This window comes from Vitreoscilla filiformis (assembly GCF_002222655.1).
GTDB classification, from domain to species: Bacteria; Pseudomonadota; Gammaproteobacteria; order Burkholderiales; family Burkholderiaceae_C; genus Ideonella; species Ideonella filiformis.
In genome coordinates this window covers 784,162-808,296 of the sequence record NZ_CP022423.1, presented here as the reverse complement: position 1 = coordinate 808,296, position 24,135 = coordinate 784,162, and the positions used below count along the sequence as shown (strand labels likewise).

The following is a 24,135-nucleotide window of genomic DNA, read 5'->3' as shown; positions in this document are numbered from 1 at the left end:
GCGCTTTCAAGCGGCAATCTTCTCCAAGCAGTATCCCAACCCCCGCACGGTGGCGATGCGGATCGGCCCTTGCTCGATCTTCTTGCGCAAGCGGTGGATGTACACCTCAATGGCGTTGTTGCTCACTTCTTCGCCCCACTCGCACAGCCGGGCGACCAATTGATCCTTGCTGACCAAGCGGCCTGCACGCTGCAACAACACCTCCAACAAGCTGATCTCGCGTGCCGACAGCTCCACCATCTGCTCATTGATGTAGGCCACGCGCCCTGTCGCATCAAAAGTCAGCGGGCCGTGCTTGATGACATTGCTGGCGGTGCCCAGACCGCGCCGGGTCAAGGCTCGCACACGCGCTTCCAGCTCTTGCAAGGAAAAGGGCTTGGCCATGAAGTCATCGGCCCCGAGATCCAAGCCTTTGACGCGCTGCTCGACCGAGTCCGCCGCTGTGAGGATCAACACGGGCACGGCGCTGCCACGCGCACGCAGACGCCGCAACACTTCCAAGCCGTGCAATCGCGGCAGGCCCAAATCTAGGATGAGCAAGTCAAATTCGTGGGATGCCAAGGCGGCATCGGCCTCGCTGCCACTGCTGACCTGGTCGACCGCATAGCCCGAGCTGCGCAGCGAGCGCAGCAGGCCATCGGCCAGCACCTGGTCATCTTCAGCAATCAGGATTCGCATGGGGGGTCTCCTCGCGAACCGGCTTTGCGGGCCAGTTCCAGCCGGTTCTTAGAACCGTTGATTTTAGGCAGAGCCCTGACCCCTGACAGTTGACGGGAACGCCATACTGTACGAATATACAGCTTGATCATTGCCGTTTATCGCCATCTCAGGAGCTTCGATGGATCCCAAGACCCTCAACCCCGACAAAGCCAAAGCCCTGCAAGCCGCATTGGCGCAAATCGAAAAGCAGTTTGGCAAGGGCTCGATCATGCGGCTGGGCGCGGGTGAGCAGGTGGAGGACATCCAAGTCGTCTCTACCGGCTCGCTCGGGCTGGACATTGCATTGGGCGTGGGGGGCCTACCGCGTGGGCGCGTCATCGAGATCTACGGCCCAGAGTCGTCGGGCAAAACCACGCTCACCCTGCAAGTGGTGGCCGAGATGCAAAAAATCGGCGGGGTGGCTGCTTTCATCGACGCGGAACACGCACTGGACGCGCAATACGCCCAAAAGCTGGGTGTGAACCTGCAAGAACTGCTCATCAGCCAGCCGGACACGGGCGAACAAGCACTGGAGATTGTGGATTCGCTGGTGCGTTCGGGGGCGGTCGATCTGGTGGTCGTGGACTCGGTGGCGGCCCTCACGCCCAAGGCCGAAATCGAGGGGGAAATGGGCGACCAGTTGCCCGGCTTGCAGGCCCGCCTCATGAGCCAGGCCCTGCGCAAACTCACCGCGACGATCAAAAAATCGAACTGCACCGTCATTTTCATCAACCAGATCCGCATGAAGATCGGTGTGATGTTTGGCAGCCCGGAGACCACCACGGGCGGCAATGCGCTCAAGTTCTACGCGTCGGTGCGGCTGGACATCCGCCGCATCGGTTCGATCAAAAAGGGCGAGGACATCATCGGCAACGAAACCCGCGTGAAGGTGGTGAAAAACAAAGTGTCCCCACCTTTCAAGGAAGCGGAATTCGACATCCTGTACGGTGAAGGCACCAGTCGCGAAGGGGAGATCATCGACCTGGGCGTGCAAGCCAAAATCGTGGACAAAGCGGGGGCTTGGTACTCCTACAAAGGCGAAAAAATCGGCCAAGGCAAGGACAACTCCCGCGAATTCCTGAAAGAAAACCCCGAGCTGGCACGCGAAATCGAAAACCGGGTGCGCGCCCACTTCGGGGTGCCGCTGCTCAACGAAGCCCCCGCCGAGTGAACCCTCGACCGCCCCGCCAACGTCCTGCCCTGAGCCTCAAAGGCCAGGCTCTGGCATTGCTGGCGCGGCGCGAGCACAGCCGCCACGAGCTGAGCACCAAGCTGTGGGCCCACGCTCGCAAAATCGGGGCCGCCGATCCCGATGGCTCCGGCGAGGACACCGATTGGCAACGCGCCATCGACACCCTGCTGGACGAGTTGGAAGCCCAGCGTTATCTGAGCGATGCCCGTTTCGCTGAATCTCGGGTTCACACTCGGGCAGCAGGGCAAGGCCAGGCCCGCATTCGCCAAGAGTTGGCCCGCCACGGGGTCGAACTCCCCGACGATTTGGCCCAGACGTTGCGCAGCACCGAGCTGGATCGGGCGCGGGCGCTGTGGCAACGCCGCTTCGGCACCCCCGCGCAGGACGTGCGTGAACAAGCCCGCCAGATGCGTTTTTTGGCCGCCCGAGGGTTTTCAGGCGACGTGATCCGCCGCGTTCTCCATGACCCAGCAGGGGACGAAGATCCAGGAAAACCCTAGGTTTGGCGTGCCTATGTTGCGTTGCAGCACGGTGATACAGTCCCGGGCTGTTTCAACCCAGCAACGAACGGTCGTTCGTTTTTGCGTTTGCCAGCCCATGCCGCTGCCGCCTTCCGACCCTTCACGCCAATTCCGCCACCGCCGCACCCTGGAGGTGCAAGCGTTCGAGCGCGCCGATGGCCTGTGGGAAATCGACGCCCGCGTCACCGATGTCAAAGGCCGTTCGGTGTTCGTTGGCCGAGGCATCCACCCGGCGGGTGAGCCGGTGCATGATCTGATGCTGCGCTTGGTGGTGGATCTGAATTTCAACATCTTGCAAGCCGGCTCCGAGTCTCGCAGCGTGCCCTATCCCGGCCACTGTGAAGCGCATGGTGACGTCTACGCCCGCTTGGTCGGCCTGAACCTGATGCAAGGCTTCCGCCACGCCGTGCGCGAACGCGTGGGCGGCGCCCAAGGCTGCACCCACCTCACCGAGCTGGCCACCGTGCTGCCCACCGCCGTGGTGCAGTCCATGGTGGGCGAAGTGATCCACCCTGTGGGCGACGGTGACGAAAAACCCTTCCAGCTTGACCGCTGCCACGCCCTGGTGACCACCGGCGAAGTCGTGCGCTTGCACTACCCGCGCTGGTTCCGTCAGCCCGGCGCCAACAATCTGTCGCAGAATCTCCCGCCGGTGAATTCACCCTCTTCGGCGGGCGTCCCCGAGACGGCTCCCGCCGCTCCTCCTCTTTCGTCCTGACCTCACGAAAAGACCCCCATGAAGATTCACGAGTACCAAGGCAAGGAAATCCTGCGCCAATTCGACGTGCCGGTGCCGCGCGGCTATCCGGCATTCAACGTGCAAGAGGCGGTCGAAGCCGCTCAGAAGCTGGGCGGGCCGGTCTGGGTCGTGAAGGCTCAAATCCACGCTGGCGGCCGTGGCAAGGGCGGTGGCGTGAAGGTCACCAAAACCCTGGACGGCGTGAAGGATCTGGCCGGCCAAATCCTGGGCATGCAGCTCAAGACCCACCAAACCGGCCCCGAAGGCCAGAAGGTGCGTCGCCTGTACATCGAAGAAGGCGCTGACATCGGCAAGGAGTTCTACGTCTCCCTGGTGACCGACCGCGCTTCGCAAAAGGTGGCCTTCATCGCTTCCTCCGAAGGCGGCATGGACATCGAAGAGGTGGCCCACTCCACCCCGGAAAAGATCGTCACCGAAGTGATCGATCCGCTGACCGGCCTGACCGACGAACTGGCCGCCAAGATCGCCACCGCGATCGGCATGGAAGGCCACACCGTTGAACAAGCCGTCACGCTGTTCAAGAACCTGTACCGCTGCTACATGGAGACGGATGCTTCCCTGGTGGAAATCAACCCGCTCAACCGTGACAGCAAGGGCAACCTGATCGCCCTGGACGCGAAGTTCAACTTCGACGCCAACGCCCTGTTCCGCCTGCCCAACATCGTGGCCTACCGCGATCTGGACGAAGAAGATCCGGCCGAAGTCGAAGCCTCGAAGTTCGACCTGGCTTACATCTCGCTGGACGGCAACATCGGCTGCCTGGTGAACGGTGCCGGCCTGGCCATGGCCACCATGGACACCATCAAGCTGTTCGGCGGCGAGCCGGCCAACTTCCTGGACGTGGGCGGCGGTGCCACCGCTGAGAAGGTCACCGAAGCCTTCAAGCTCATGCTGAAGAACCCGGAAGTCAAGGGCATCCTGGTGAACATCTTCGGCGGCATCATGAAGTGCGACACCATCGCCACCGGTGTGGTCACCGCCTCGCGCGCTGTGAACCTGACCGTGCCGCTGGTCGTGCGCATGAAGGGCACCAACGAAGAGCTGGGCAAGCAGATCCTGAAGGACTCCGGTCTGCCCATCATCGCTGCTGACACGATGGCCGAAGCGGCCACCAAGATCGTCGAAGCCGTCAAGTAAGCCCTGCCCGAGCCAAGGAACACGAACATGTCGATCTTCATCAACAAGGACACCAAGGTCATCACCCAGGGCATCACGGGCAAGACCGGTCAATTCCACACCCTGGGCTGCCAGGCTTACGCCAACGGCAAGAACTGCTTTGTTGCCGGCGTGAACCCCAAGAAGGCCGGTGAGAAGTTCTCCGAAATTCCCATCTACGCTTCGGTCAAGGAAGCGGCTTCTGAAACCGGCGCCACCGTGTCGGTGATCTACGTGCCGCCCGCTGGCGCTGCTGCCGCCATCTGGGAAGCCGTGGAAGCCGATCTGGATCTGGCCATCTGCATCACCGAAGGCATCCCCGTCCGGGACATGCTGATGGTGCGCAACAAGATGAAGGCCAAGGAAGCCGCCGGCGGCAAGAAGACCCTGCTGCTGGGCCCGAACTGCCCCGGCCTGATCACCCCGGAAGAAATCAAGATCGGCATCATGCCCGGTCACATCCACCGCAAGGGCCGCATCGGTGTCGTGTCGCGCTCGGGCACGCTGACCTATGAAGCCGTGGCACAGCTGACCGAAATCGGCCTGGGCCAATCGTCCGCCGTCGGCATCGGTGGTGACCCGATCAACGGTCTGAAGCACATCGACGTGATGAAGGCTTTCAACGACGATCCGGACACCGACGCCGTGATCATGATCGGTGAAATCGGTGGCCCGGACGAAGCCGAAGCCGCACGTTGGGTCAAAGACAACATGAAGAAGCCGGTCGTCGGCTTCATCGCTGGCGTCACCGCCCCTCCGGGCAAGCGCATGGGCCACGCTGGCGCGCTGATCTCCGGCGGCGCTGACACCGCCGACGCCAAGCTCGCCATCATGGAAGAGTGCGGCTTCAAGGTGACGCGCAACCCGTCGGAAATGGCCCGTCTGCTGAAGGCCATGCTCTGATGCACGTCTGACGCCTCGCCCGCCGTCTCCGGTGGGCTTGCACCGTCTCCCCACACAGGCCGCCTCGTGCGGCCTGTTTGCTTGGCGGGCTCCTTGCTGAACCAAGGGTAAACACGAATGGGTTTGCCGGAGTGCTGACAGCTTGTGCTGTCAGGATTTGTAATTGTCCTTCGGCATCCAACCGAGTGGGCTTCTACACTCGCCCCCTGCTTCATCCACCAACACACAGTTTTACCCTATGGAACAGTTCATGCACGCCGAGTTCTGGCTGGCGGTCGGTCAGATCATCATGATCGACATCCTGCTGGGCGGCGACAACGCCGTGGTCATCGCCCTGGCCTGCCGCAAGCTGCCGGATTCGCAACGCACCAAAGGCATTCTTTGGGGCACGGCGGGTGCCATCGTGCTGCGCGTGATCTTGATCTTTTTTGCGCTCACCCTGCTGGCGATTCCCTTCCTCAAATTGGCCGGTGCAGCGCTGCTGGTGTGGATTGGCGTCAAACTGCTTGCCCCCGATGATGAGGATGAACACGGCAACATCGCGTCCTCCGACAAACTGTGGGGCGCTGTCAAAACCGTGATCGTGGCCGACTTGGTGATGAGTGTGGACAACGTCATCGCCATCGCCGGAGCCGCGCAAGGCGCCGGCGGTGACCACCAAATGCCGCTGGTGGTGTTTGGCCTGTTGGTGAGCATTCCCATCATTGTTTGGGGCAGCCAGTTGGTGATCAAGCTCATGGACCGCTTCCCGATGATCATCGTCTTGGGCGGCATGTTGCTGGGCTGGATTGCCGGCACCATGGCCGTGAGCGACCCCGCCATTTTGGGCCACCTGCCCACGCTGCCAGCCACCCGAGAGGGCGCCGCACCGGAAGTGCTGTCCAGCGTGCGCTACGGTGCAGGTGTGGTGGGTGCGTTGCTGGTGCTGATCATCGGCAAGGTGGTGATGATGCGCCGTCCCAGCGCGGACGCCTCCAAAGCTTCCTGACAGCGCCCACCCCCAAGGCCGGATGGGAGAAGCCTCCGCAGCGGTGACATAAAACACGGACAATCGCCAGCACGTCCGCGAGGCCAGACTCCGGCCAGGCATGTGTCTGGCGACCCCGCGCCGCGTCACTTCGCCGCCGCTGTGTACCATGCTTGACTTCCTGTCCCTGACCCCCTTTTTCAAAGCGCCCACGGACATCAGCCTCGAATACTTCAGCTTCCTCGATCCCGGCAAAACCCGCCAAAACAACGAGGACGCGGCGTTGATTGACGAGTCCCTGGCACTGTGCATCTTGGCCGACGGCATGGGGGGTTACAACGCCGGTGAAGTCGCCAGTGAGATGACCGTGCGGGAAGTGCGGGATGAGTTTGCGCGCTGGGTCGCAGCCGGGCAGGTCAGCACCCGCGATCAAGACATCCGCCGGGCGCTGATCGCCAGCGCACAACGAGCCAATCAGGTGGTCTACACCGCCGCCCAGCGCGTGCCAGAGTATGCGGGCATGGGCACCACCTTGGTGGTCGCGCTGTACGGCATGGATCGGTTCTGGATCGGCCACATCGGGGACTCGCGTGGCTACCGTTACCGCGAAGGCAAACTCGAACAGATCACCCGGGATCACTCCTTGTTGCAGGATCAGATCGACGCGGGGCTGCTCACGCCCGAAGAAGCCAAGTTTTCGATCCATCGCAACCTGGTCACCCGGGCGCTGGGTGTGGAGCCGATGGTCAGCCTCGACGTGAGCGGGCACGATCTGCGCGCCGGTGATGTCGTGCTGTTATGTTCTGATGGCTTGTCCGACATGCTGCCGGATGCCCAAATCGCGGCCTTGCTAAGTACAGCAGCCCCCCTATCGGCGCAAGGCCGCGCTTTGGTGGATGCCGCCAACGCCGCAGGGGGGCGCGATAACATCGCTGTCGTGCTAACAAAAGCACATGGTGTGCCCTCGGCACCCAAGCGCTCTGGGTGGCTCTTCAAGCGCTGACATCCCGCCATCCCGGCAGTTTTTGAGGGAAGACATGGGCAAGCTGGTAGTTTCGCTCGACAACGTTGTGGTGAAAGAAGCCCCGCTCCTGAAGGATCGGGTCACGGTGGGCCGCCGCCCCTACAACGACGTCGTTATCGACAATCTCGCCGTCAGCGGCGAGCACGCAGTGCTGCACTCGGTGGGCGGCGATGTGTTCATTGAAGATCTCAACAGCACCAATGGCACCTACATCAATGGGAAAGCCGTCAAAAAACAACTGCTGGCTCACAATGACCTGATTGAGATCGGCAAGTACCGCATCCGCTACATGGCCGAGTCACCCGACTACGAGCGCACGATGATTCTGCGCCCCAGCGGAGCCCACTCAGCCGCCCCCCCGCCACCAGCCCCCCAGCTACCGGCCTCACTCAAAGTGCTCAACGGTGGTGCTGCCGGCCGGGAAGTGGTACTCAACAAGGCTGTGACGACGGTCGGAAAACCCGGCACGCAGGTGGCTTCGATCGCCAAGCGTCCTACGGGCTATGTTCTAGCGCACGTCGAAGGCCCTGTGCGTCCCAGGGTGAATGGACAGGACGTTGCGGATGGTGTCACCCCGCTGAAGAACGGCGACTTGATTGAGCTGGCCGGCACCCGGATGCAGTTCATCCAGTGCTGAACCTGACGTTTTTTGTCACGCCACTCCCTCTGACAGAAAATGTCAATCCGACCGCGCTGAATTGTTACGGCACTGTCTCATCACGTCATTCTTCGCCAGCGACAAGGCAGATCGGCGCCGGCATGATATCTGCTTAACCTTGCGCGTCGTCGGTTTTTTCTTCTCCCCAGCCTCGACAGCTGGTTTCTCAAGGAGTTTGTTATGCAACGCGTTCAGAAGGGCTTCACCCTGATCGAACTGATGATCGTGGTGGCGATCATCGGTATTCTGGCTGCCGTGGGCCTGCCCGCTTACCAAGACTACACCATCAAGGCCCAAGCGACTTCGGCTTTGAAGGAAATCACCCCGGCCAAGGAGCAAGTTGAGGTGTTCATCGCCAAGGGCGTTGTGTCGCAGAACACCGCCTCGAACAACGATGGTTACATCGGTATTGGTACCACCACCACCTATTGCACCGTCTCGGTCGTGGGAACTCTGACCACCAACCAGACTGTCTCCTGCGCCCTGAACCGCCCCGGTGCCAATGCCAAGTTGGCGACCTCCAGCTTGGTGTGGACGCGCTCTGTAACTGAAGGCACCTGGCGCTGTACCGCTCCTGGCATGAACGCCAAGTACCTGCCGGGCCAATGCGCCACCTCTTGATTTGAGTCCGCGCTCTGCGCGGGTTCGCTCATCTCATCAAAGCCGGTGCTATGCACCGGCTTTTTTATTGAATTTTTGCAATGAAACTCAACGCCAGCAACACGGCCATGTGGCCCATGATATGGATCATGGGCATTTGGTGGCTATCTCGGGAGTTTCTTGGGCCCGCCGATCACGATGGCATTTTTTATTCAGGTGAAGCTCTCCGCCATCTGCTGGTTTTGAATTTTAGCCGTGATATCTTTTTTGATAGTTTTACCCAAGGAAACTACAGCATTTTTGGCAGCTTATATGCCCATGCAATTCAATTCATGGGGATAAAGCACGCTGCTTGGTTGATGAGTTTCGGGGGCCGCAGCGTATGGGCGATTGGCGCCTTGGCTCTGGCATATAACCTAACGCAAAACCAACCTACCTCATTCCGAGTGGCCACCTTGGCTTTGGTGATGCTCTTGCCTAGCACTTACGATGGTGTAGGGTTTTTCAAGTTTGGTGAGGCCATCGTCACCCCTCGATGCTGGGCTGAAGGTTTATCGCTGCTAGCGATCAGCCAATCCATCAAAAATAAAAACCTCACCGCTTGGATACTGGGCGGTACAGCCTTGCTGTTTCACCCGCTGATGGCGCTACCCACTTTGGTGATTGTGTGGGGAATGACACCCCCACGCATACGCAACCTCACGGGTGGAATCGGTTGCCTGCTCATCTCTTTGGCTGTTTTTTTGAACATTGATCCTTTTGGTCGGATACTGACGGTGCTTGATGCACCGTGGTGGGATGTCATTAGCAGTCGCAATATTTACATCACCCCGCTGACTTGGCCGCCCTACCGTATCACCGGCACCATCGGTCTGTTAATTCTCTGCTGGCATGTGGTTCGGGTTGAAAACCGCCCGATATTGCGGCGTTTGGCACAGGTCACGGGATACCTGATTGTGATTGATCTCTGCCTCTGGGCACTGGGGATTTACGCTCGAAATGCATTGCTGGTGCAGCTTCAATTGTGGCGGGTGTTGTGGGTGGGTCAAATTCTCATCCCTGCGCTGTGGGTACAAACTCTGCATGCCCCAGCCAATTGGAAAACACCCGACCTCATCCACACCATGATGGTCATTGCTATGTTGGTCAGCCAGAGTTGGTCAATTCATCTCTGCCTGCCTCTTGCACTGTGGATCACAACCCCCCAAGGGCGGGAGTTTTTCAACAATCATCCGCGAATAAAATATCCCAGCATCCTCGTTGCTGCTGGAATTTTTGCACTCACACTACCTGCCATTTATCCGGATATTGTTGTTCACATTTTCATTTTTAGCCAAACCACGGCTGCATTCCCGGTTTTATTTGCTTTAAGCCAAGAACCTGTCATCACTCTGCCCCTTATTGCAGGCTCACTGTGGTTGACCCAAAAACTACCCAAACCCACAATTCCGCAAGCGTTGGTCGCCGCCATCGTCACCGTGTGCAGCGGCTATGCGATCTATGCGCAATGGAAAACAATGGATGAAGCCCCTCCTGACGTTCGTTCGATCCAAGCGATCGTGCCGCCCGGCGCCGTCGTCTACTGGGATCAGGGATTGACGCACACCTGGCTGGTTCTCAATCGTGCAAGCTACGCCAGTTTTCAGCAGGGCGCGGGTGCTATTTTTTCACGTCAATTAACGCTTGAAATTAGCAGGCGGTTAAATCTTATCGCGGAGATGGGCATTCAGGAGTCAGGAGGCCGCCGCCTGGATGCCACCATGGCAACCAACCCCGCTGGCTTGTGCGCTGATGTTGAACTGGATTTCTTGTTGCTTCAGGGCCAATACCCAGATGCCACTCATCAAATCCCCCATCCGTACGCGCCTTATACCGATCCGACGCTGTCCATTTTCGATTGCGCTCAACTCAGGCGCACCGCTACACCACCTCGACTGGATTGAACATCTGCCGTGAGCTCCTCTACTCCCACTTGGACACTCGACCCCGAACCGTCTGAGCCCCTCCCCAAACCCCCGCCGATTTTTCGGATTCGCGAATTCCTCCGCTATTTCGGCGTCAGCCTCCTGGCCTTGCTGGTGGACGCTGGCGGGTTGTTTTTGCTGGTCGAAAAAGCCCACTGGCATTACCTGCCGGCTGCCGTGCTGTGTTTCACCTTGGGTTCACTCGTGGCTTTTGTGCTCAGCACCGTGTGGGTGTTCGAAGAACACTCGTTTCGCCGCTGGCATGACGGTTTCTTGGCTTTCACTTTGATCGGGCTGGTCGGTTTGGTGATCAACACCAGCTTGCTGTGGAGCTGCACCGAGTGGGGCGGGCTGCCTTACATGGCATCTAAGGGGGTGGCTGCCCTCGGCAGCTTCGGCATCAACTTCATCTTGCGCAAAATGGCCCTGTTCACCACTCGCGCTTCCTCTGCATGAATTCCGTTCTGGTCATCGGGGCCGGGCCTGCCGGATTGACGGCTGCCACCGAGCTTCAACGCGCTGGGGTTCCCCAGATCACCGTCCTTGAAGCCACCGATTACATCGGTGGTCTCTCGCGCACGGTCAACCACAAAGGCAACCGCATCGACATCGGGGGCCATCGCTTCTTCTCAAAATCCGACTGGGTGATGGACTGGTGGCGCAACACCCTGCCCATCGCCCTGCCCGAGCAAACCTCGGACGAAACCTCGTTCCGTCTGGCGTACCAAGGCGCACAGCGTCTGCTCGGCGCCCAAGACATCCGTGCCCACGAGCAGGATGCGGACGTGATGCTGGTTCGCAACCGCCTCTCCCGCATCCTGTTCAGCGGTGAGTTTTTTGACTATCCGCTGCGCCCCGGCCTGGACACCGCCCGCAAGCTCGGCGCTGTGAAGTGCGCCCGCTTTGCGGCCAGCTACGCGCTGTCTTCGCTGCGCCCCATCCAGCCGGAGCGTTCGCTGGAAGATTTTTTCATCAACCGCTTCGGGCGTTCGCTCTATCTCCAGTTTTTCAAGGAGTACACCGAAAAGGTCTGGGGGGTTCCGTGCGATCAGATCAGCGCCGATTGGGGCGCGCAGCGCGTCAAGAGTTTGTCGGTGTCCAAGATGCTGCTGCACGCCCTGCGCAAGCGGCTGAACGGCCAAGCCAGCGCGCAGCAAACGTCCCTCATCGAACATTTTCTCTATCCGAAACTGGGCCCGGGTCAGATGTGGGAGACGGTGGCCGAGCGCTTTACCCGCCGAGGTGGTGAGCTGCTGATGCAAGCCCAGGTGCAACAACTGCACCGGGGGGAGCGGGGCATTGAGGCGGTGAGCTTCCGTCGGCCCGATGGTTCGGTGCAAAAGCGGGCGGTCTCCCATGTGATTTCCACCATGCCCGTGCGCGACCTGACCCTGGCGCTGACCCCCGCCTTGCCGGCAGAAGTCACCCGCATCGGGGAGCAGCTGCTGTACCGCGATTTCATCACCGTCGGCGTGCTGTACCGCAAGCTGCGCCCCACGCGAGCGTCCATCCACCCACGCACCCACCTCGTTCCTGACAACTGGATTTACATCCAAGAACCCGGTGTCAAGGTCGGACGTTTGCAGATTTTCAACAACTGGAGCCCCTATTTGGTGGCCGATCCGGACACCGTGTGGGTGGGCTTGGAGTTCTTCGCCCGCGAAGACGATGCACTGTGGGCACAGTCGGACGACGCACTCAAGGCCCTGGCCCTGCGCGAAATGGAGCAAATTGGCATGGCCGACGCGGCCGATGCGCTGGACATCACGGTCATTCGCATGCCTAAGGCCTATCCGGGCTACTTTGGTTCGGCCTACGCTCAGTTTGATCACCTGCGGGCGGCGCTGGACACCCTGCCCAACCTGTACTTGGTGGGGAGAAACGGCATGCACCGCTACAACAACCAAGACCATTCGATGCTCTCGGCCAAATTGGCGGTCGAAGCCATCGTGCAGGGCCGATCCGACAAGTCCGCCATCTGGGCCGTCAACATCGACGACGAGTACCACGAAGAAACCGGCAAGGACACCCCCGCGAGTCGGGCCTGACGGGGCCGGTAAGATTGCCGCCCATGCTGAGTCCCTCCCGCCAAGCTTCTGGGCGCCTGTTGATCGCGGCGGCGCTTCTGGCCAGTCCGTACCTGTTGGCCATCAGTTTCAGCCCGTCGTCCACACTGCTCAACCAACTGCTGTCGGTGGCGGTTTGGGGGATGCTGCTCGGCGTGAGCACGCCGATGGTGCAACCGCTGTCCAGTTCGGCTGCCGCTTCGGCGGTGCGCTGGCCCTTGCTGGCGCTGGCCAGCTTGGTGGTCGCGGCAGGGTTGTCGTGGGGTTGGGCATCGGTGCCTCTGTCCATGACCTTGTCCACCGTGCTCATGCTGGTGTGCGCGGTGCTGGTGATGCGAGGGGCCGTCACCGCCCCAGCGGGTTTGGCCGAACACGGCGGTATCTTTTGGGCAGCCCTGCTGCTGGCGGGTGGGCTGTCCAGCCTCATCGCATTGATCCAGGTGTTCTGGCCGCACTGGGCCGATGGCGTGCTGATTGCCCGCTCAGGGCTGCCTGGCCGAGCCGTTGGCAACGTTCGCCAACCCAATCACCTCAGCACCTTGCTGCTGTGGAGCCTGATCGCCCTGGTGCCCGTGGCCCGCAGTGGTCAGTTGCTGGGCTGGCGTGTCTCCGGGCGAACCCTGCTCGGTCTGGGCAGCCTCTTGACTTTGGGCGTGGTGTTGACCGCTTCACGCACCGGGGTGGTGGGCATCTTGATGTTGAGCGTGTGGGGGGCATTCGACCGGCGCTTGAATCGCCCGATCCGCCACGCGCTCATGGCCGCGCCCCTGGTGTACCTGCTGGGCTGGTTGGTCATGGCCGGTTGGTCACACCTGACCCACGCCACGTTCGGCGGCGAGGCACGTTTGGCCGAGGCCGATCTGTCGGCCTCCCGTTTTGGCATCTGGCGCAACGCCTGGGATTTGATACTGGCTCAGCCTTGGACGGGGGTGGGCATCGGCAACTTTAACTATGCTTGGTCGCTGACTCCCTTCCCGGGCCGGCCCGTGGCCTTCTTTGACCACGCCCACAACCTGCCGCTGCATGTGGCCGTCGAGATGGGCCTGCCCGCTGCGGTTGCCCTGACGCTCGCTTTGTGCTGGGGCCTGTGGCAAGCTTGGCAGCGCAGCTTCGCGCAGACCGACGAAGACATCAGCGCCACCAGTCGGGCGGCCACCATGGTGGTGATGATCGCCGGGGTTCACAGCTTGCTGGAGTACCCTCTGTGGTACGGCTATTTCTTGCTGCCCACCGCCTGGGCGTTTGGTTTGGCACTGCGGCCTCATCCGCTGTGGGTCACGGCGCCGCCACCAGCCCCCACGGCGGGGACATGGTCTCCGCCGCCAGCCTCCGTGTTGTACGAACCTTGGCGCATGGTGTTGGCGCTGCTGATGATTTTGGGGGCCGTGCTGGCAGCCATCGACTACCAGCGTGTGGTCATCATTTACCAGCCGGGCAACACCACCCTGTCACTGGAGGAGCGCATTGAACAGGGCCAGCAGAGTTTGCTGTTTGCCCACCACGCCGACTATGCCGCCGCCACCGTCAACGACCCTTCGCCAGCAGCCCTGCTCGGATTAACACGCACCACCCACTCGCTGCTCGACACCCGGCTCATGACCGCCTGGGCCGACGCCCTGGCCCAAGCCGGCCAAGTCGATCAGGCGCGCTACTTGGCCGCCCGCATCCGCGAATTCCGCAATCCCGCCACGGCGGACTACTTTGCCCCTTGCAAGCAGCCCCCCGAAGCCAGCGCTGCCGACTTGCCCTATCAGTGCCAACTCGCCAGCCGAACCTGGCGCTGGCAAGACTTCCTCGATCAACCCGCGCCTTGAGCCCCTGCCGTGGCGTGCCAGTCTCCCGACTTGCCGCCACGCTTCTCCAGCAACTGAATGCCCTCCATCACCATGCCTCGGTCGATGGCCTTGCACATGTCGTAAATGGTCAGCAAGCCGACTTGCACAGCGGTCAGGGCTTCCATCTCCACACCGGTGCGGCCCAGCGTTTCGGCTTGCACGGTGCAATGGATGCTGCTCTGGGCCTCGTCGAGGATGAACTCGGCGGCCACGTGCGTCAGTGGCAGGGGATGGCACAGCGGAATGAGGTCGCTGGTGCGCTTGGCCGCCTGGATCGCCGCGATGCGGGCAATCCCAATCACATCGCCTTTTTTCGCGTTGCCGGCAGCCACCCGCGCCAAAGTGTCGGGCTGCATGCGAATGCGCCCTGTGGCACGGGCCACGCGATGGGTTGCCGACTTGGCAGCCACATCCACCATGTGGGCTTGCCCCTGGGCATCAAAATGGGTCAAAACAGCGTCGCTCATGAGAAACCGGGACTTGACAACGGGGTGCGATGATACGGGCCACGCCCCGAGGAGATACCGTGTTCGTTCCTGCTGAGTTGCGTCGTCCGTGGTTGCGCCTGTCCTCTTGGCTGCTGGGTGCGACGCTGCTCAGCGTGGCCCCGGGAGGGACAGCACCCGTGTGGGCACAGAGTCCCACCTCCACCTTGCCCAGCCTGGGTGACCAGGACATTGAGGCCCTCGATCTGCCAGCCGAACGCAAACTCGGTGATCAGATCATGCGCAGCGTGCGCCGCGATCCGGCTTATCTGGACGACCCCCTGCTCGGTGAGTACCTCGACCGGCTGTGGCAGCCCCTGCTCCAATCGGCCCGTGTACGCGGCGACATCTCTCCAGACTTGGAACGCATCGACGCATGGGAGCTGTTCCAAGTGCGTGACCGCAGTGTCAACGCCTTTGCTTTGCCGGGGGGGTTTGTGGGCGTGCATCTGGGCCTGATCGCGTTGACCACCCGCCCGGATGAACTGGCTTCGGTGCTGGCCCACGAGCTGACCCACGTCACCCAGCGCCACATTGTGCGCAGCATGATCAACAGCCAGCGCCAGAGTTTGGCTTCGACCGCCGCGCTGATCGTGGGTTTGCTGCTGGCCACGCGCAGCAACGTGTCCCCCAACGCCGCCCAGGCGGTGATCACCACCGGACAGGCCGCCGCCATCCAAGGCCAACTCAATTTCTCGCGTGACATGGAGCGCGAAGCCGACCGCATCGGCTGGCAAATCTTGACCCAGGCGGGCTTCGCCCCCAACGGCATGGCCGCGATGTTCGAAAAGCTCGACAGCAGCCACCATCTCAACGACAGCAACCAGTACCCCTACCTGCGCAGCCACCCGCTGACCATTGAACGCATCGCCGATGCACGCCTGCGGGCTGGCGACGTCCCCACGGCGGGATCGACGGAGGCGTTGCGCCAACATCCCAGCCCTGCCGAACACCTTCTCATGCAAGTGCGCAGCCGTGTGCTGATGGACACCAGCGAGCCCAGCTTGCGCCGCGCCCAGATGTTGGGCGCACCGGGCTCGCCCGATGTGACCGCCACACGACTGGGTGCTTTGTACGGTGCGGCTTTGGCCTCCTCGCTGCTGAGAGAACCGACGACCGCCGAACAGGCCCTGGCCGCCGGGCGACAACTGATCCGCTCGCACCACGGAGACGCACCCGCGCTGCACCGGGTGTTCGAGCTGCTGCACCTGGAAATACTGGCGCAACGCAACGCTTTGCAAGCGCTGGCCCAGCTCCAAACCTCGCCCCTTCTGGCTCAGGAGGACACCCGCCCCACCCTGCTGCTGCGGGCCCAGGTGGCCTTGGCGGCTTGGCGAGCTGCACCCGACGCCACCGCCGCCCACACGGCGCTGCGGCAAAGCACGCAGGCTTTGCAAACTCGGGTGGTGCTGCATCGCCAAGACGTGCTGGCTTGGCAGACCCTGGCACAAACCGCCCAAGCCAGCGGCCAAGCCCTGCGAGCCGCCCGTGCATCGGCTGAAGCGGTGGCCATCCAAGGTGACCTGCCCGGTGCCATCGACCGGCTGCGCACCGCACAGCAAAGCGTCCGGGGCGATGCGTCGGCGGATTACGTCGAGCTGAGTGTCATCCAGTCCCGGCTGCGCGAACTGGAGGCTGAACGGCGGCACCAAGCCGCCCAAGCCAAAGGGGAAGATTAACTGTCGAAACGACATGCGCGTGACATTCCGCTTCGCGACGAAGTACCATCCTCCCACGATCAGCCACCCGGCTTGATACGACGCTCCCATACGACCGATTTCGACGGAGAACAACCACATGGCAACTGCGAAAAAGGCGGCTGCGACCTCACAAGACGCTGAGGTCACCCCAAAGACCCCGGCCAAAAAGGCCGCTGCCGCCCCGGTGCCTGCCGAGGCTCCCGCTGCGACGGAGGCTCCGGCCAAAAAGCGCAGCAGCAAAAAGACAGAGGAAGCCGCTCCGACCAAGGGGTTCATGAAGGCGCTCACGCCTTCCAAGGAACTCGCCGCTGTCGTCGGCAAGAAAGCCCTGCCGCGCACGGAAGTCACCAAGAAGCTCTGGGAATACATCAAGAAGCACAAGCTTCAAGACGAAACCAAGCGCACCGTGATCAACGCCGACGCCAAGCTCAAGGCCGTGTTCGGCCAAGACCAAGTCACGATGTTCGAAATGGCCAAGCTCATCAGCCCCCATCTCAAGGGCTGAGGCTGGACGGTGGCCCCGGCTGTGGGTCACCCCGCCATGCATCGCATGAAACTTTCCCGCACAGCCAGCTTCTAGCCGGCTGTGTGCTTTTCGTTGCGGGCCTGGGGCCTGCCAAAAGAGGAATTTTGCCGTGATGAACCGTCGTCAATTCGCCCTGTTGTCCACCGCTGTGGCTTGGGGCAGCCTGGCCACTGTGGCCCAGGCCCAATCCACTCCCGAAATGAAGGTCAGCCCCGAGGAGGCTTACAAGCTGGCCACGGGCGGCCAAGGTTTCACCGTCGGGCCGATGATGGCGGCCAACACGGTGTATGTGTTCTTCGACACCACCTGTCCGCACTGCGCCCATCTGTGGACCAGCTCGGCCCCGCTGCGCACCAAAATCAAAATGGTGTGGATGCCGGTGGGTTTCCTGCGCCCGATCTCCACCAAACAAGGCGCCACCATCCTGAGCGCAGCCGATCCCGTGGCCGCCATGACCACCCACGAAACCCGCCTCATGAACCGCCAAGGTGGCATCGCTGTGGCAGACAACCTGTCAGAAGCCGCCCTGGCCAAGGTGAAGACCAACACCGCGATCTTCGAGAAGATCGGCTCCACCAGCGTGCCCGTGGTGCTGTTCCGCAACGCCCGCAGCGGCACCTACGCCGCCCACGCCGGTTCGGCAGAAACCGCCCAACTGGCGGCAATGTTCGGCATCTGAGCCCCCCGGCTCACCCGGCCTGGGTGATGATGCCGCCGCCCAGGCACACCTCGCCGTCGTAAAGCACTGCGGATTGGCCGGGTGTCACCGCCCACTGCGCCTGCTCCGGGAACGCCAATCGGAAGGTGGCTCCGGCGTCCGGCCCCAGCACACACGGCGCATCGGCCTGACGGTAACGCGCTTTCGAACCGATGGCTCCCGCCGCTGGCGCGGCACCGGCCACCCAGCTTGTGTCGCCCGCTTCCAGCCAGCGGTATTGCAGCCACGGATGGTCGTGGCCTTGCACAACGATCAGCGCGTTGCGCGCCATGTCCTTGCGCGCCACGAACCACGGGGCGTGATCCCCGCCACCACGCGGCGCTTTTTTGTCCTTCACGCCGCCGATGCCCAACCCTTGGCGCTGCCCCAAGGTGTAGAAACTCAAGCCCAGGTGCTCGCCCAGTTTGCGCCCTCGGTCGTCGAGGATCGGGCCGGGCTGGTGGCTCAGATAGCGGTTGAGGAACTCGCGGAATGGCCGCTCACCGATGAAACAAATCCCGGTCGAGTCCTTCTTTTTGGCGTTGGGCAGGCCGATGTCTTCAGCGATGCGCCGCACCTCGGTTTTAGGCAACTCGCCCACCGGAAACAGCGTTTGACGGAGCTGCGCTTGGTTCAAACGGTGCAGAAAATAACTCTGATCTTTGAGAGGATCGAGGCCCTTGAGCAGCTCCACGCGCCCACCCCGTTCGCGCACCCGCGCATAGTGACCGGTGGCGATTTTTTCTGCACCCAAGCGCATGGCGTGGTCTAAAAACGCCTTGAACTTGATCTCGGCGTTGCACAACACGTCCGGGTTGGGGGTGCGCCCGGCCTGGTACTCGCGCAGGAACTCGGCGAAGACCCGATCCTTGTACTCGGCCGCAAAGTTCACGTGCTCGATCTCGATGCCGATCACGTCGGCCACGCTGGCCGCATCCAAAAAGTCTTGGCGGGACGAACAATATTCGCTGTCGTCATCATCCTCCCAGTTCTTCATGAAGATGCCGACGACCTCGTGCCCCTGCTGCTTCAACAGCCACGCCGACACCGCCGAATCCACGCCGCCGGACAGCCCGACGACCACACGCTGTGGTTTCATTTTCCAGATGATGAAATAAAGCCGACGCTCAACGGCGCCCTTCAGACCGCTGCTGAGTTTTGGAGCAGCGTCACACTCGGGTGAGTGTGCAGCAGATCGAGCGGGAAGCGCTGACCCGCTTGGTGATCGGTGATGCACTGCGCCACCCACGGGCTGCGGTGCGAGTTACGAGCGAGGTACACCTCCTCCGGTGTCAGCCAGAGGGTGCGCACGATGGGCGTGTCCAACGCCCGCCCGGGCTGCGGCTCGCCCACGCTGCCGCAGAAGGTGAAGCGCAGATACGTGATGTCCTCACCCGTGCGCGGGTGTTCGCTGCGCGACAGGTACACGCCCACCAACGCTTCGGGGGTGAAAGCGCAGGCCGTTTCCTCCAGCACTTCGCGGATGACAGCGTTCACCAGCGACTCACCCGGCTCCAAATGCCCCGCCGGGTTGTTGAGGCGCAAGCCCACCGAGGTGTGCTCTTCGACCAGCAAATAACGCCCGTCGCGCTCAATGATGGCGGCCACGGTTACGCTCGGTTTCCAACGAATTTCAGCCATTCGGGCATCTTAGCCCGCCCATCGCCGCCCCAGGACACCTCGGGTTGACCCGTCAAAACCCGGGTTTTTCCGAAGAAGGGGCAGGGTCTGCCCCGGGTGCGCTGTGACAGTGCCTCTCCGCTAAGCTCATCCGACTGACCCACTGGGAGATGCGCCGCAGCGCGCACTCCCGTCCCAACCGGGCGTTCAAGAGGAGAAACCCATGCTGATCGGTGTTCCGCTGGAAACGGCGGCCGGGGAGACGCGCGTCGCCGTCACCCCTGAGACGGCAAAAAAATACGTGGCCCAGGGCCACAGCGTGCGCGTGGCCAGCGGTGCGGGCTTGCGCGCAGCGGTCACCGATGCGGCTTACCAAGCCGCCGGGGCGCAGATCGTCAGCCAGGCTGAGGCGCTGGCCACCGAACTGGTGCTCAAGGTGCGCCGCCCCAGCGCCGAGGAACTCGCGCAGATGAAACCGGGCGCGGTGCTCGTCGGCATGCTCGATCCGTTTGATCGTGCCGGCCTGGATGCGCTGGCCGCCGCCCAGCTCACCAGCTTCGCGCTGGAAGCCGCGCCGCGCACCACGCGAGCCCAGAGCATGGACGTGCTGTCCTCCCAAGCCAACATCGCCGGCTACAAGGCGGTGATCATGGCGGCGGATCGCTACCAAAAATTCTTCCCCATGCTGATGACCGCCGCCGGCACCGTGAAGGCCGCCCGCGTGGTCATCTTGGGCGTGGGCGTGGCGGGTTTGCAGGCCATCGCCACCGCCAAGCGCTTGGGCGCGGTGATCGAGGCGTCGGATGTGCGCCCTTCGGTGAAAGAACAGGTCGAATCGCTGGGCGCCAAGTTCATCGACGTGCCCTATGAAACCGCCGAGGAAAAAGCAGCCGCCGAAGGCGTGGGCGGCTACGCCCGACCGATGCCGCAAAGCTGGCTGGATCGGCAAAAAATCGAAGTGGCCAAGCGCGTGGCGCAAGCCGATGTGGTGATTTCCACCGCGCTGATCCCGGGCCGCGCTGCGCCGGTGCTCATCACCGAAGACATGGTGAAAGCGATGAAACCGGGCGCGGTCATCATCGACATCGCGGCTGGCAAAGGCGCCCACGGCACCGATGGCAACTGCCCGCTCACGGAAGCGGGCAAAACCGTGGTCAAGCACAACGTCATCCTGGTGGGGGAAACCAACCTGCCGGCGCTGGTGGCGGCCGATGCATCGGCGCTCTACGCCCGCAACGTGCTGGACTTTTTGAAGCTGGTGCTGGCCAAAGACGGCTCGTTCAGCGTGCCGATGGACGACGACATCGTCGCCGCCTGCCTCATGACGCAGGGCGGCGAGGTCAAGCGCAAGTAAGCGGCCATCCCCGATCACAGGAGCGTTCTCATGGATGTTGTGTCCCCCACCCTCATCAACCTCGTTATTTTTGTGCTGGCCATTTACGTGGGCTACCACGTCGTCTGGACGGTCACGCCCGCACTGCACACGCCGCTGATGGCGGTGACGAATGCCGTGTCGGCCATCGTCATCGTGGGCGCCATGCTGGCCGCCGCCCTGACCGAAACCGGCCTGGGCAAAACCATGGGCGTGCTCGCCGTGGCGCTGGCCGCTGTGAACGTCTTTGGTGGCTTCTTGGTCACGCGCCGGATGCTGGAAATGTTCAAAAAGAAAGAGAAGAAGCCGGCAGCCGTTGCGGCTGAAGGCAAAGCATGAAGGCGCTGGTCAACCTCGTCCTCTTTGTCTTCGCGTTGCTCAACGCCAGTTTCATCGCGGTGGTGTTGGCCGAAATGGTGTCCTTGCCTGTGGGCATCGGCGCGGGGCTGGTCACGATGGTGATCGAAGCCCTCGGCATTCACTTCGTTCGCAAAGCCATGGCCGCCAGCGCTGCACAACAGCCGGCTGGGGCCGCTGACTCGAAGGGTCAAGCATGAGTCTGAACCTCGTCACACTGCTGTACCTCATCGCCAGCGTGTGTTTCATCCAGGCCTTAAAGGGCCTGTCGCACCCCACGACCTCCATCCGGGGCAACCTCTTTGGCATGACCGGCATGACGATTGCCGTGCTCACCACGGCGGCGCTCATCGTCAAGCTGGCGGGCTCGCCCATCGGCTTGGGGTATGTGCTGGCCGGGCTGGTGATCGGCGGCGGCGCCGGCGCCTACATGGCCAACAAGGTCGAAATGACCAAGATGCCCGAGCTGGTGGCCTTCATGCACAGCATGATCGGCCTGGCGGCGGTGTTCATCGCCATTGCCGCTGTGGCCGAGCCTTACGCCTTCGGCATCGCGCCCAAGGGCATGGAGATTCCGGCAGGCAACCGGCTGGAGCTGTTCTTGGGCGCAGCCATCGGGGCCATCACCTTCTCGGGGTCGGTGATCGCATTTGGCAAGCTCTCGGGCAAGTACAAGTTCCGCCTGTTCCAAGGCGCCCCGGTGACGTTCGCCGGCCAACACATGCTGAACTTGGTGCTGGGCCTGGCCACGCTGGGCCTGGGTTTGGCCTTCATGGCCACGGAAAGCTGGCCGGCGTTCTTCGCTATGCTGGCCTTGGCCTTTGTGATGGGCGTGCTCATCATCATCCCCATCGGCGGGGCGGACATGCCGGTGGTGGTGTCCATGCTGAACAGCTACTCGGGCTGGGCAGCGGCGGGCATTGGCTTCAGCTTGAACAACTCGATGCTCATCATTGCCGGCTCGCTGGTGGGCTCGTCGGGTGCGATCCTCAGCTACATCATGTGCAAGGCGATGAACCGCTCGTTCTTCAGCGTGATTTTGGGTGGCTTTGGCGCCGAAGTTGGCCCCGGTGAAGCGGGCGGCAAGGAGCAGCGCCATGTGAAAAGCGGCAGCGCCGACGATGCCGCTTACATCCTGGCCAACGCTGAGACCGTCATCATCGTGCCAGGCTACGGCTTGGCGGTGGCACGCGCCCAACATGCGGTGAACGAACTGGCCGAGAAGCTCATCCACAAGGGCATCACGGTGAAGTACGCCATTCACCCGGTGGCGGGCCGCATGCCCGGCCACATGAACGTGCTGCTGGCCGAAGCCGAAGTGCCTTACGACCAGGTGTTCGAGATGGAGGACATCAACGGCGAATTCGGCCAAGCCGACGTGGCCATCATCCTGGGCGCCAACGACGTGGTGAACCCCGCCGCGCTGCAAAAAGGCACTCCCATTTACGGCATGCCGATTTTGGAAGCCTACAAGGCCAAAACCATCATCGTGAACAAGCGCTCGATGGCGGCGGGCTACGCTGGCCTGGACAACGAGCTGTTCTACATGGACAAAACCATGATGGTGTTCGGCGATGCCAAAAAGGTGGTGGAAGACATGGTGAAAGCCGTCGAGTAGCCAACGCGACGACACGTTTTCATCACTTGTCATCACATCAGCCGGCTTTGCCGGCTTTTTAATGGATCGGCAGTAACAATTCGTTAATTCCCTCGAGTTAAAAGCGAGCCCCCTCCCTCTCTCATTGCCGACAACATGCCACGCCTCTCCCGAATTCCACTGCTCCTCGGCGTTTGCGGACTCGCTTTGACGCCGAGCCTCTATGCCGGCGCCGTGGATCTTTCGCATCCCAAAGTCGTGTGTACTCAGCAGCCCAAAGAAAAGTGGATACCCGTCAAGGACATGTACCGCATTGCCGAATCCAAGGGCTACCGCATCTCGATTTTCAAGATCTCGAATGACAGTTGTTATGAGATCTACGGCTTCAAAGATGGCACTGTGGTCGAAGCCTACTTCGACCCGACGACGGCCACCTTGATCAAACAAAACATCGCGAAGTAACGCCGCACAATCGCCCCTCACCACAACGAGGAGGCACCGCACACCATGGCCGGATTGGATTGGAGCGATCTGCGCTACGCACTGGCCATCGGCCATGGCGGTTCTCTCACCGCCGCTGCGCAGCGGCTGGGGGTGAATCACAGCACCGTGCTGCGCCGGCTGGATGCGCTCGAAGCCCGCCTCGGTGCCCGGCTCTTTGACCGTCAACGCAGCGGCTACACCCCCACGGAAGCGGGCCAACTGGTGCTCGAACAAGCCCAGCGCATGGCCGATCAAGCCGATGAAATCGAGCGCCGCGTGCTGGGCCGCGACCGTGAACACACCGGGCCGTTGCGCGTCACCACCGCCTTCGTGTTGATGGAACATCTGTTGCCGCAGCCGCTGGCGCAGTTTGCGCGGGCGTATCCGGGCATTGAGGTGGAAGTGGTGGAAAACGCCTTCCTCGTCGATCTGGCGCGGCGCAACCACGATTCGGCCCAAAGTTGGGCCCAGCGCGAAGCCGATGTGGCCGTGCGCATCTCGGCCAACGTCGCTGAACATCTGGTCGGGCGACCGCTGGGGCCGGCTCGCTGCAAGGTCTACGCCCTGCGCGGTGCGGCCCATTTGCCGCAGGATGTCACCCCTCTGTCCACCCTGCTGCGCGACGCGCCCTGGGTGGCGTTCGAGCGCGACGGCCAATCCCGCGTCTACGACCGTTGGATGCGTCAGCACTTGCCACCTCAGCAAATCCGCCTGCGGGTGGACATCTTCAACGCCGTGGCCGCCATGCTGCACACCGGCATCGGCGTGGGCATCTTGCCGACGTTCATGGAAGATAGACACCCCAACTTGGTGGCCATCTCGGAGCCCATTCCCGAGCTGGAGGTGCCGGTGTGGATGCTGACCCACCCCGATCTGCGCAACACCGCCCGCGTGCGGGTGTTCATGCAGCATGTCGGCGACGCGATTCGCCAACGGCTGGAGCGCGGTTGACGC

26 protein-coding genes are annotated in these 24,135 nt (G+C 62.1%); 22 read left to right on the top strand and 4 right to left on the bottom strand.

What is annotated here, in order from left to right:
• Nucleotides 1–6: 6 nt before the first annotated feature.
• Nucleotides 7–678, bottom strand: coding sequence for a response regulator (locus VITFI_RS03765; protein ID WP_089415847.1), 672 nt, complete (start codon nucleotides 676–678; stop codon nucleotides 7–9).
• A gap of 160 nt (nucleotides 679–838) precedes the next feature.
• On the opposite strand from VITFI_RS03765, the gene recA reads away from it, so the two are divergent.
• From recA to VITFI_RS03700, 13 genes are all read left to right on the top strand, one after another.
• Nucleotides 839–1,870, top strand: coding sequence for a recombinase RecA (gene recA / locus VITFI_RS03760; protein ID WP_089415846.1), 1,032 nt, complete (start codon nucleotides 839–841; stop codon nucleotides 1,868–1,870).
• Nucleotides 1,867–2,391 (top strand): recombination regulator RecX, encoded by a 525-nt coding sequence (recX, locus tag VITFI_RS03755; RefSeq protein WP_089415845.1) that lies wholly within the window; start codon nucleotides 1,867–1,869, stop codon nucleotides 2,389–2,391. Before recA ends, recX begins: the two co-directional genes overlap by 4 nt.
• Nucleotides 2,392–2,488: 97 nt before the next feature.
• Nucleotides 2,489–3,130 (top strand): DUF2889 domain-containing protein, encoded by a 642-nt coding sequence (locus VITFI_RS03750; protein WP_089415844.1) that lies wholly within the window; start codon nucleotides 2,489–2,491, stop codon nucleotides 3,128–3,130.
• Between the two features lie 18 nt (nucleotides 3,131–3,148).
• Complete coding sequence (gene sucC / locus VITFI_RS03745; RefSeq protein ID WP_089415843.1) at nucleotides 3,149–4,309, top strand: ADP-forming succinate--CoA ligase subunit beta; 1,161 nt, start codon at nucleotides 3,149–3,151, stop codon at nucleotides 4,307–4,309.
• A gap of 27 nt (nucleotides 4,310–4,336) precedes the next feature.
• On the top strand, nucleotides 4,337–5,230 hold the full coding sequence (sucD, locus tag VITFI_RS03740) for a succinate--CoA ligase subunit alpha (protein WP_089415842.1): 894 nt from the start codon (nucleotides 4,337–4,339) through the stop codon (nucleotides 5,228–5,230).
• A gap of 250 nt (nucleotides 5,231–5,480) precedes the next feature.
• Complete coding sequence (locus VITFI_RS03735) at nucleotides 5,481–6,218, top strand: TerC family protein (RefSeq protein WP_232476662.1); 738 nt, start codon at nucleotides 5,481–5,483, stop codon at nucleotides 6,216–6,218.
• 100 nt (nucleotides 6,219–6,318) lie between these two features.
• A complete protein-coding gene (locus tag VITFI_RS03730) occupies nucleotides 6,319–7,200 on the top strand; it encodes a Stp1/IreP family PP2C-type Ser/Thr phosphatase (RefSeq protein ID WP_198301601.1) in 882 nt (293 codons plus the stop codon).
• A gap of 34 nt (nucleotides 7,201–7,234) precedes the next feature.
• Nucleotides 7,235–7,858 carry an FHA domain-containing protein gene (locus VITFI_RS03725; protein ID WP_089415840.1) on the top strand — a complete coding sequence of 208 codons (624 nt, stop codon included), beginning with the start codon at nucleotides 7,235–7,237 and terminating at the stop codon, nucleotides 7,856–7,858.
• A gap of 201 nt (nucleotides 7,859–8,059) precedes the next feature.
• Nucleotides 8,060–8,500 (top strand): pilin, encoded by a 441-nt coding sequence (locus VITFI_RS18640; protein ID WP_089415839.1) that lies wholly within the window; start codon nucleotides 8,060–8,062, stop codon nucleotides 8,498–8,500.
• Nucleotides 8,501–8,580: 80 nt separating this feature from the next.
• The gene (locus tag VITFI_RS03715; RefSeq protein ID WP_089415838.1) at nucleotides 8,581–10,422 is read left to right on the top strand and encodes a hypothetical protein; all 1,842 of its coding nucleotides are present in this window, start codon (nucleotides 8,581–8,583) and stop codon (nucleotides 10,420–10,422) included.
• A 9-nt stretch (nucleotides 10,423–10,431) separates the two neighbouring features.
• Nucleotides 10,432–10,899, top strand: a complete 468-nt coding sequence (locus tag VITFI_RS03710; protein WP_089415837.1) for a GtrA family protein — start codon at nucleotides 10,432–10,434, stop codon at nucleotides 10,897–10,899.
• Entirely contained in the window at nucleotides 10,896–12,491 is a 1,596-nt protein-coding gene (locus tag VITFI_RS03705; RefSeq protein ID WP_089415836.1) for an NAD(P)/FAD-dependent oxidoreductase, read from the top strand. Before VITFI_RS03710 ends, VITFI_RS03705 begins: the two co-directional genes overlap by 4 nt.
• A gap of 23 nt (nucleotides 12,492–12,514) precedes the next feature.
• The gene (locus tag VITFI_RS03700) at nucleotides 12,515–14,323 is read left to right on the top strand and encodes a PglL family O-oligosaccharyltransferase (protein WP_089417948.1); all 1,809 of its coding nucleotides are present in this window, start codon (nucleotides 12,515–12,517) and stop codon (nucleotides 14,321–14,323) included.
• Here the strand turns inward: VITFI_RS03700 and moaC are convergent.
• Complete coding sequence (moaC, locus tag VITFI_RS03695; protein ID WP_089415835.1) at nucleotides 14,308–14,811, bottom strand: cyclic pyranopterin monophosphate synthase MoaC; 504 nt, start codon at nucleotides 14,809–14,811, stop codon at nucleotides 14,308–14,310. The genes VITFI_RS03700 and moaC overlap by 16 nt on opposite strands.
• Before the next feature lie 59 nt (nucleotides 14,812–14,870).
• Between moaC and VITFI_RS03690 the strand changes: the two genes are divergently transcribed.
• The 3 genes from VITFI_RS03690 (at nucleotide 14,871) to VITFI_RS03680 (ending at nucleotide 17,734) form a co-directional block, all read left to right on the top strand.
• Nucleotides 14,871–16,508, top strand: a complete 1,638-nt coding sequence (locus tag VITFI_RS03690; RefSeq protein ID WP_198301600.1) for a M48 family metalloprotease — start codon at nucleotides 14,871–14,873, stop codon at nucleotides 16,506–16,508.
• 118 nt (nucleotides 16,509–16,626) lie between these two features.
• On the top strand, nucleotides 16,627–17,034 hold the full coding sequence (locus VITFI_RS18365) for an SWIB/MDM2 domain-containing protein (protein WP_089415833.1): 408 nt from the start codon (nucleotides 16,627–16,629) through the stop codon (nucleotides 17,032–17,034).
• 133 nt (nucleotides 17,035–17,167) lie between these two features.
• The gene (locus tag VITFI_RS03680; protein WP_089415832.1) at nucleotides 17,168–17,734 is read left to right on the top strand and encodes a thioredoxin fold domain-containing protein; all 567 of its coding nucleotides are present in this window, start codon (nucleotides 17,168–17,170) and stop codon (nucleotides 17,732–17,734) included.
• Between the two features lie 10 nt (nucleotides 17,735–17,744).
• On the opposite strand, the gene mnmA is transcribed toward VITFI_RS03680, so the two are convergent.
• The gene (gene mnmA, locus VITFI_RS03675) at nucleotides 17,745–18,851 is read right to left on the bottom strand and encodes a tRNA 2-thiouridine(34) synthase MnmA (protein WP_089415831.1); all 1,107 of its coding nucleotides are present in this window, start codon (nucleotides 18,849–18,851) and stop codon (nucleotides 17,745–17,747) included.
• A gap of 41 nt (nucleotides 18,852–18,892) precedes the next feature.
• Nucleotides 18,893–19,393 (bottom strand): NUDIX hydrolase, encoded by a 501-nt coding sequence (locus VITFI_RS03670; RefSeq protein ID WP_089415830.1) that lies wholly within the window; start codon nucleotides 19,391–19,393, stop codon nucleotides 18,893–18,895.
• A 202-nt stretch (nucleotides 19,394–19,595) separates the two neighbouring features.
• Here VITFI_RS03670 and VITFI_RS03665 point away from each other — a divergent pair, with 202 nt between their 5' ends.
• The 6 genes from VITFI_RS03665 to VITFI_RS03640 all read left to right on the top strand — a co-directional run bounded on the left by VITFI_RS03665 (nucleotide 19,596) and on the right by VITFI_RS03640 (nucleotide 24,132).
• Nucleotides 19,596–20,726, top strand: a complete 1,131-nt coding sequence (locus tag VITFI_RS03665) for an NAD(P) transhydrogenase subunit alpha (protein WP_089415829.1) — start codon at nucleotides 19,596–19,598, stop codon at nucleotides 20,724–20,726.
• A gap of 30 nt (nucleotides 20,727–20,756) precedes the next feature.
• Nucleotides 20,757–21,083: an NAD(P) transhydrogenase subunit alpha gene (locus tag VITFI_RS03660; RefSeq protein ID WP_089415828.1), complete on the top strand. Its 327-nt coding sequence runs from the start codon at nucleotides 20,757–20,759 to the stop codon at nucleotides 21,081–21,083.
• Complete coding sequence (locus VITFI_RS03655) at nucleotides 21,080–21,301, top strand: hypothetical protein (protein WP_089415827.1); 222 nt, start codon at nucleotides 21,080–21,082, stop codon at nucleotides 21,299–21,301. The genes VITFI_RS03660 and VITFI_RS03655 overlap by 4 nt, the downstream gene beginning before the upstream one ends.
• A complete protein-coding gene (locus VITFI_RS03650) occupies nucleotides 21,298–22,719 on the top strand; it encodes an NAD(P)(+) transhydrogenase (Re/Si-specific) subunit beta (RefSeq protein WP_089415826.1) in 1,422 nt (473 codons plus the stop codon). Before VITFI_RS03655 ends, VITFI_RS03650 begins: the two co-directional genes overlap by 4 nt.
• A gap of 135 nt (nucleotides 22,720–22,854) precedes the next feature.
• On the top strand, nucleotides 22,855–23,160 hold the full coding sequence (locus VITFI_RS03645) for a PepSY domain-containing protein (RefSeq protein WP_089415825.1): 306 nt from the start codon (nucleotides 22,855–22,857) through the stop codon (nucleotides 23,158–23,160).
• A 45-nt stretch (nucleotides 23,161–23,205) separates the two neighbouring features.
• The gene (locus VITFI_RS03640; RefSeq protein ID WP_089415824.1) at nucleotides 23,206–24,132 is read left to right on the top strand and encodes a LysR family transcriptional regulator; all 927 of its coding nucleotides are present in this window, start codon (nucleotides 23,206–23,208) and stop codon (nucleotides 24,130–24,132) included.
• Nucleotides 24,133–24,135: the final 3 nt, after the last annotated feature.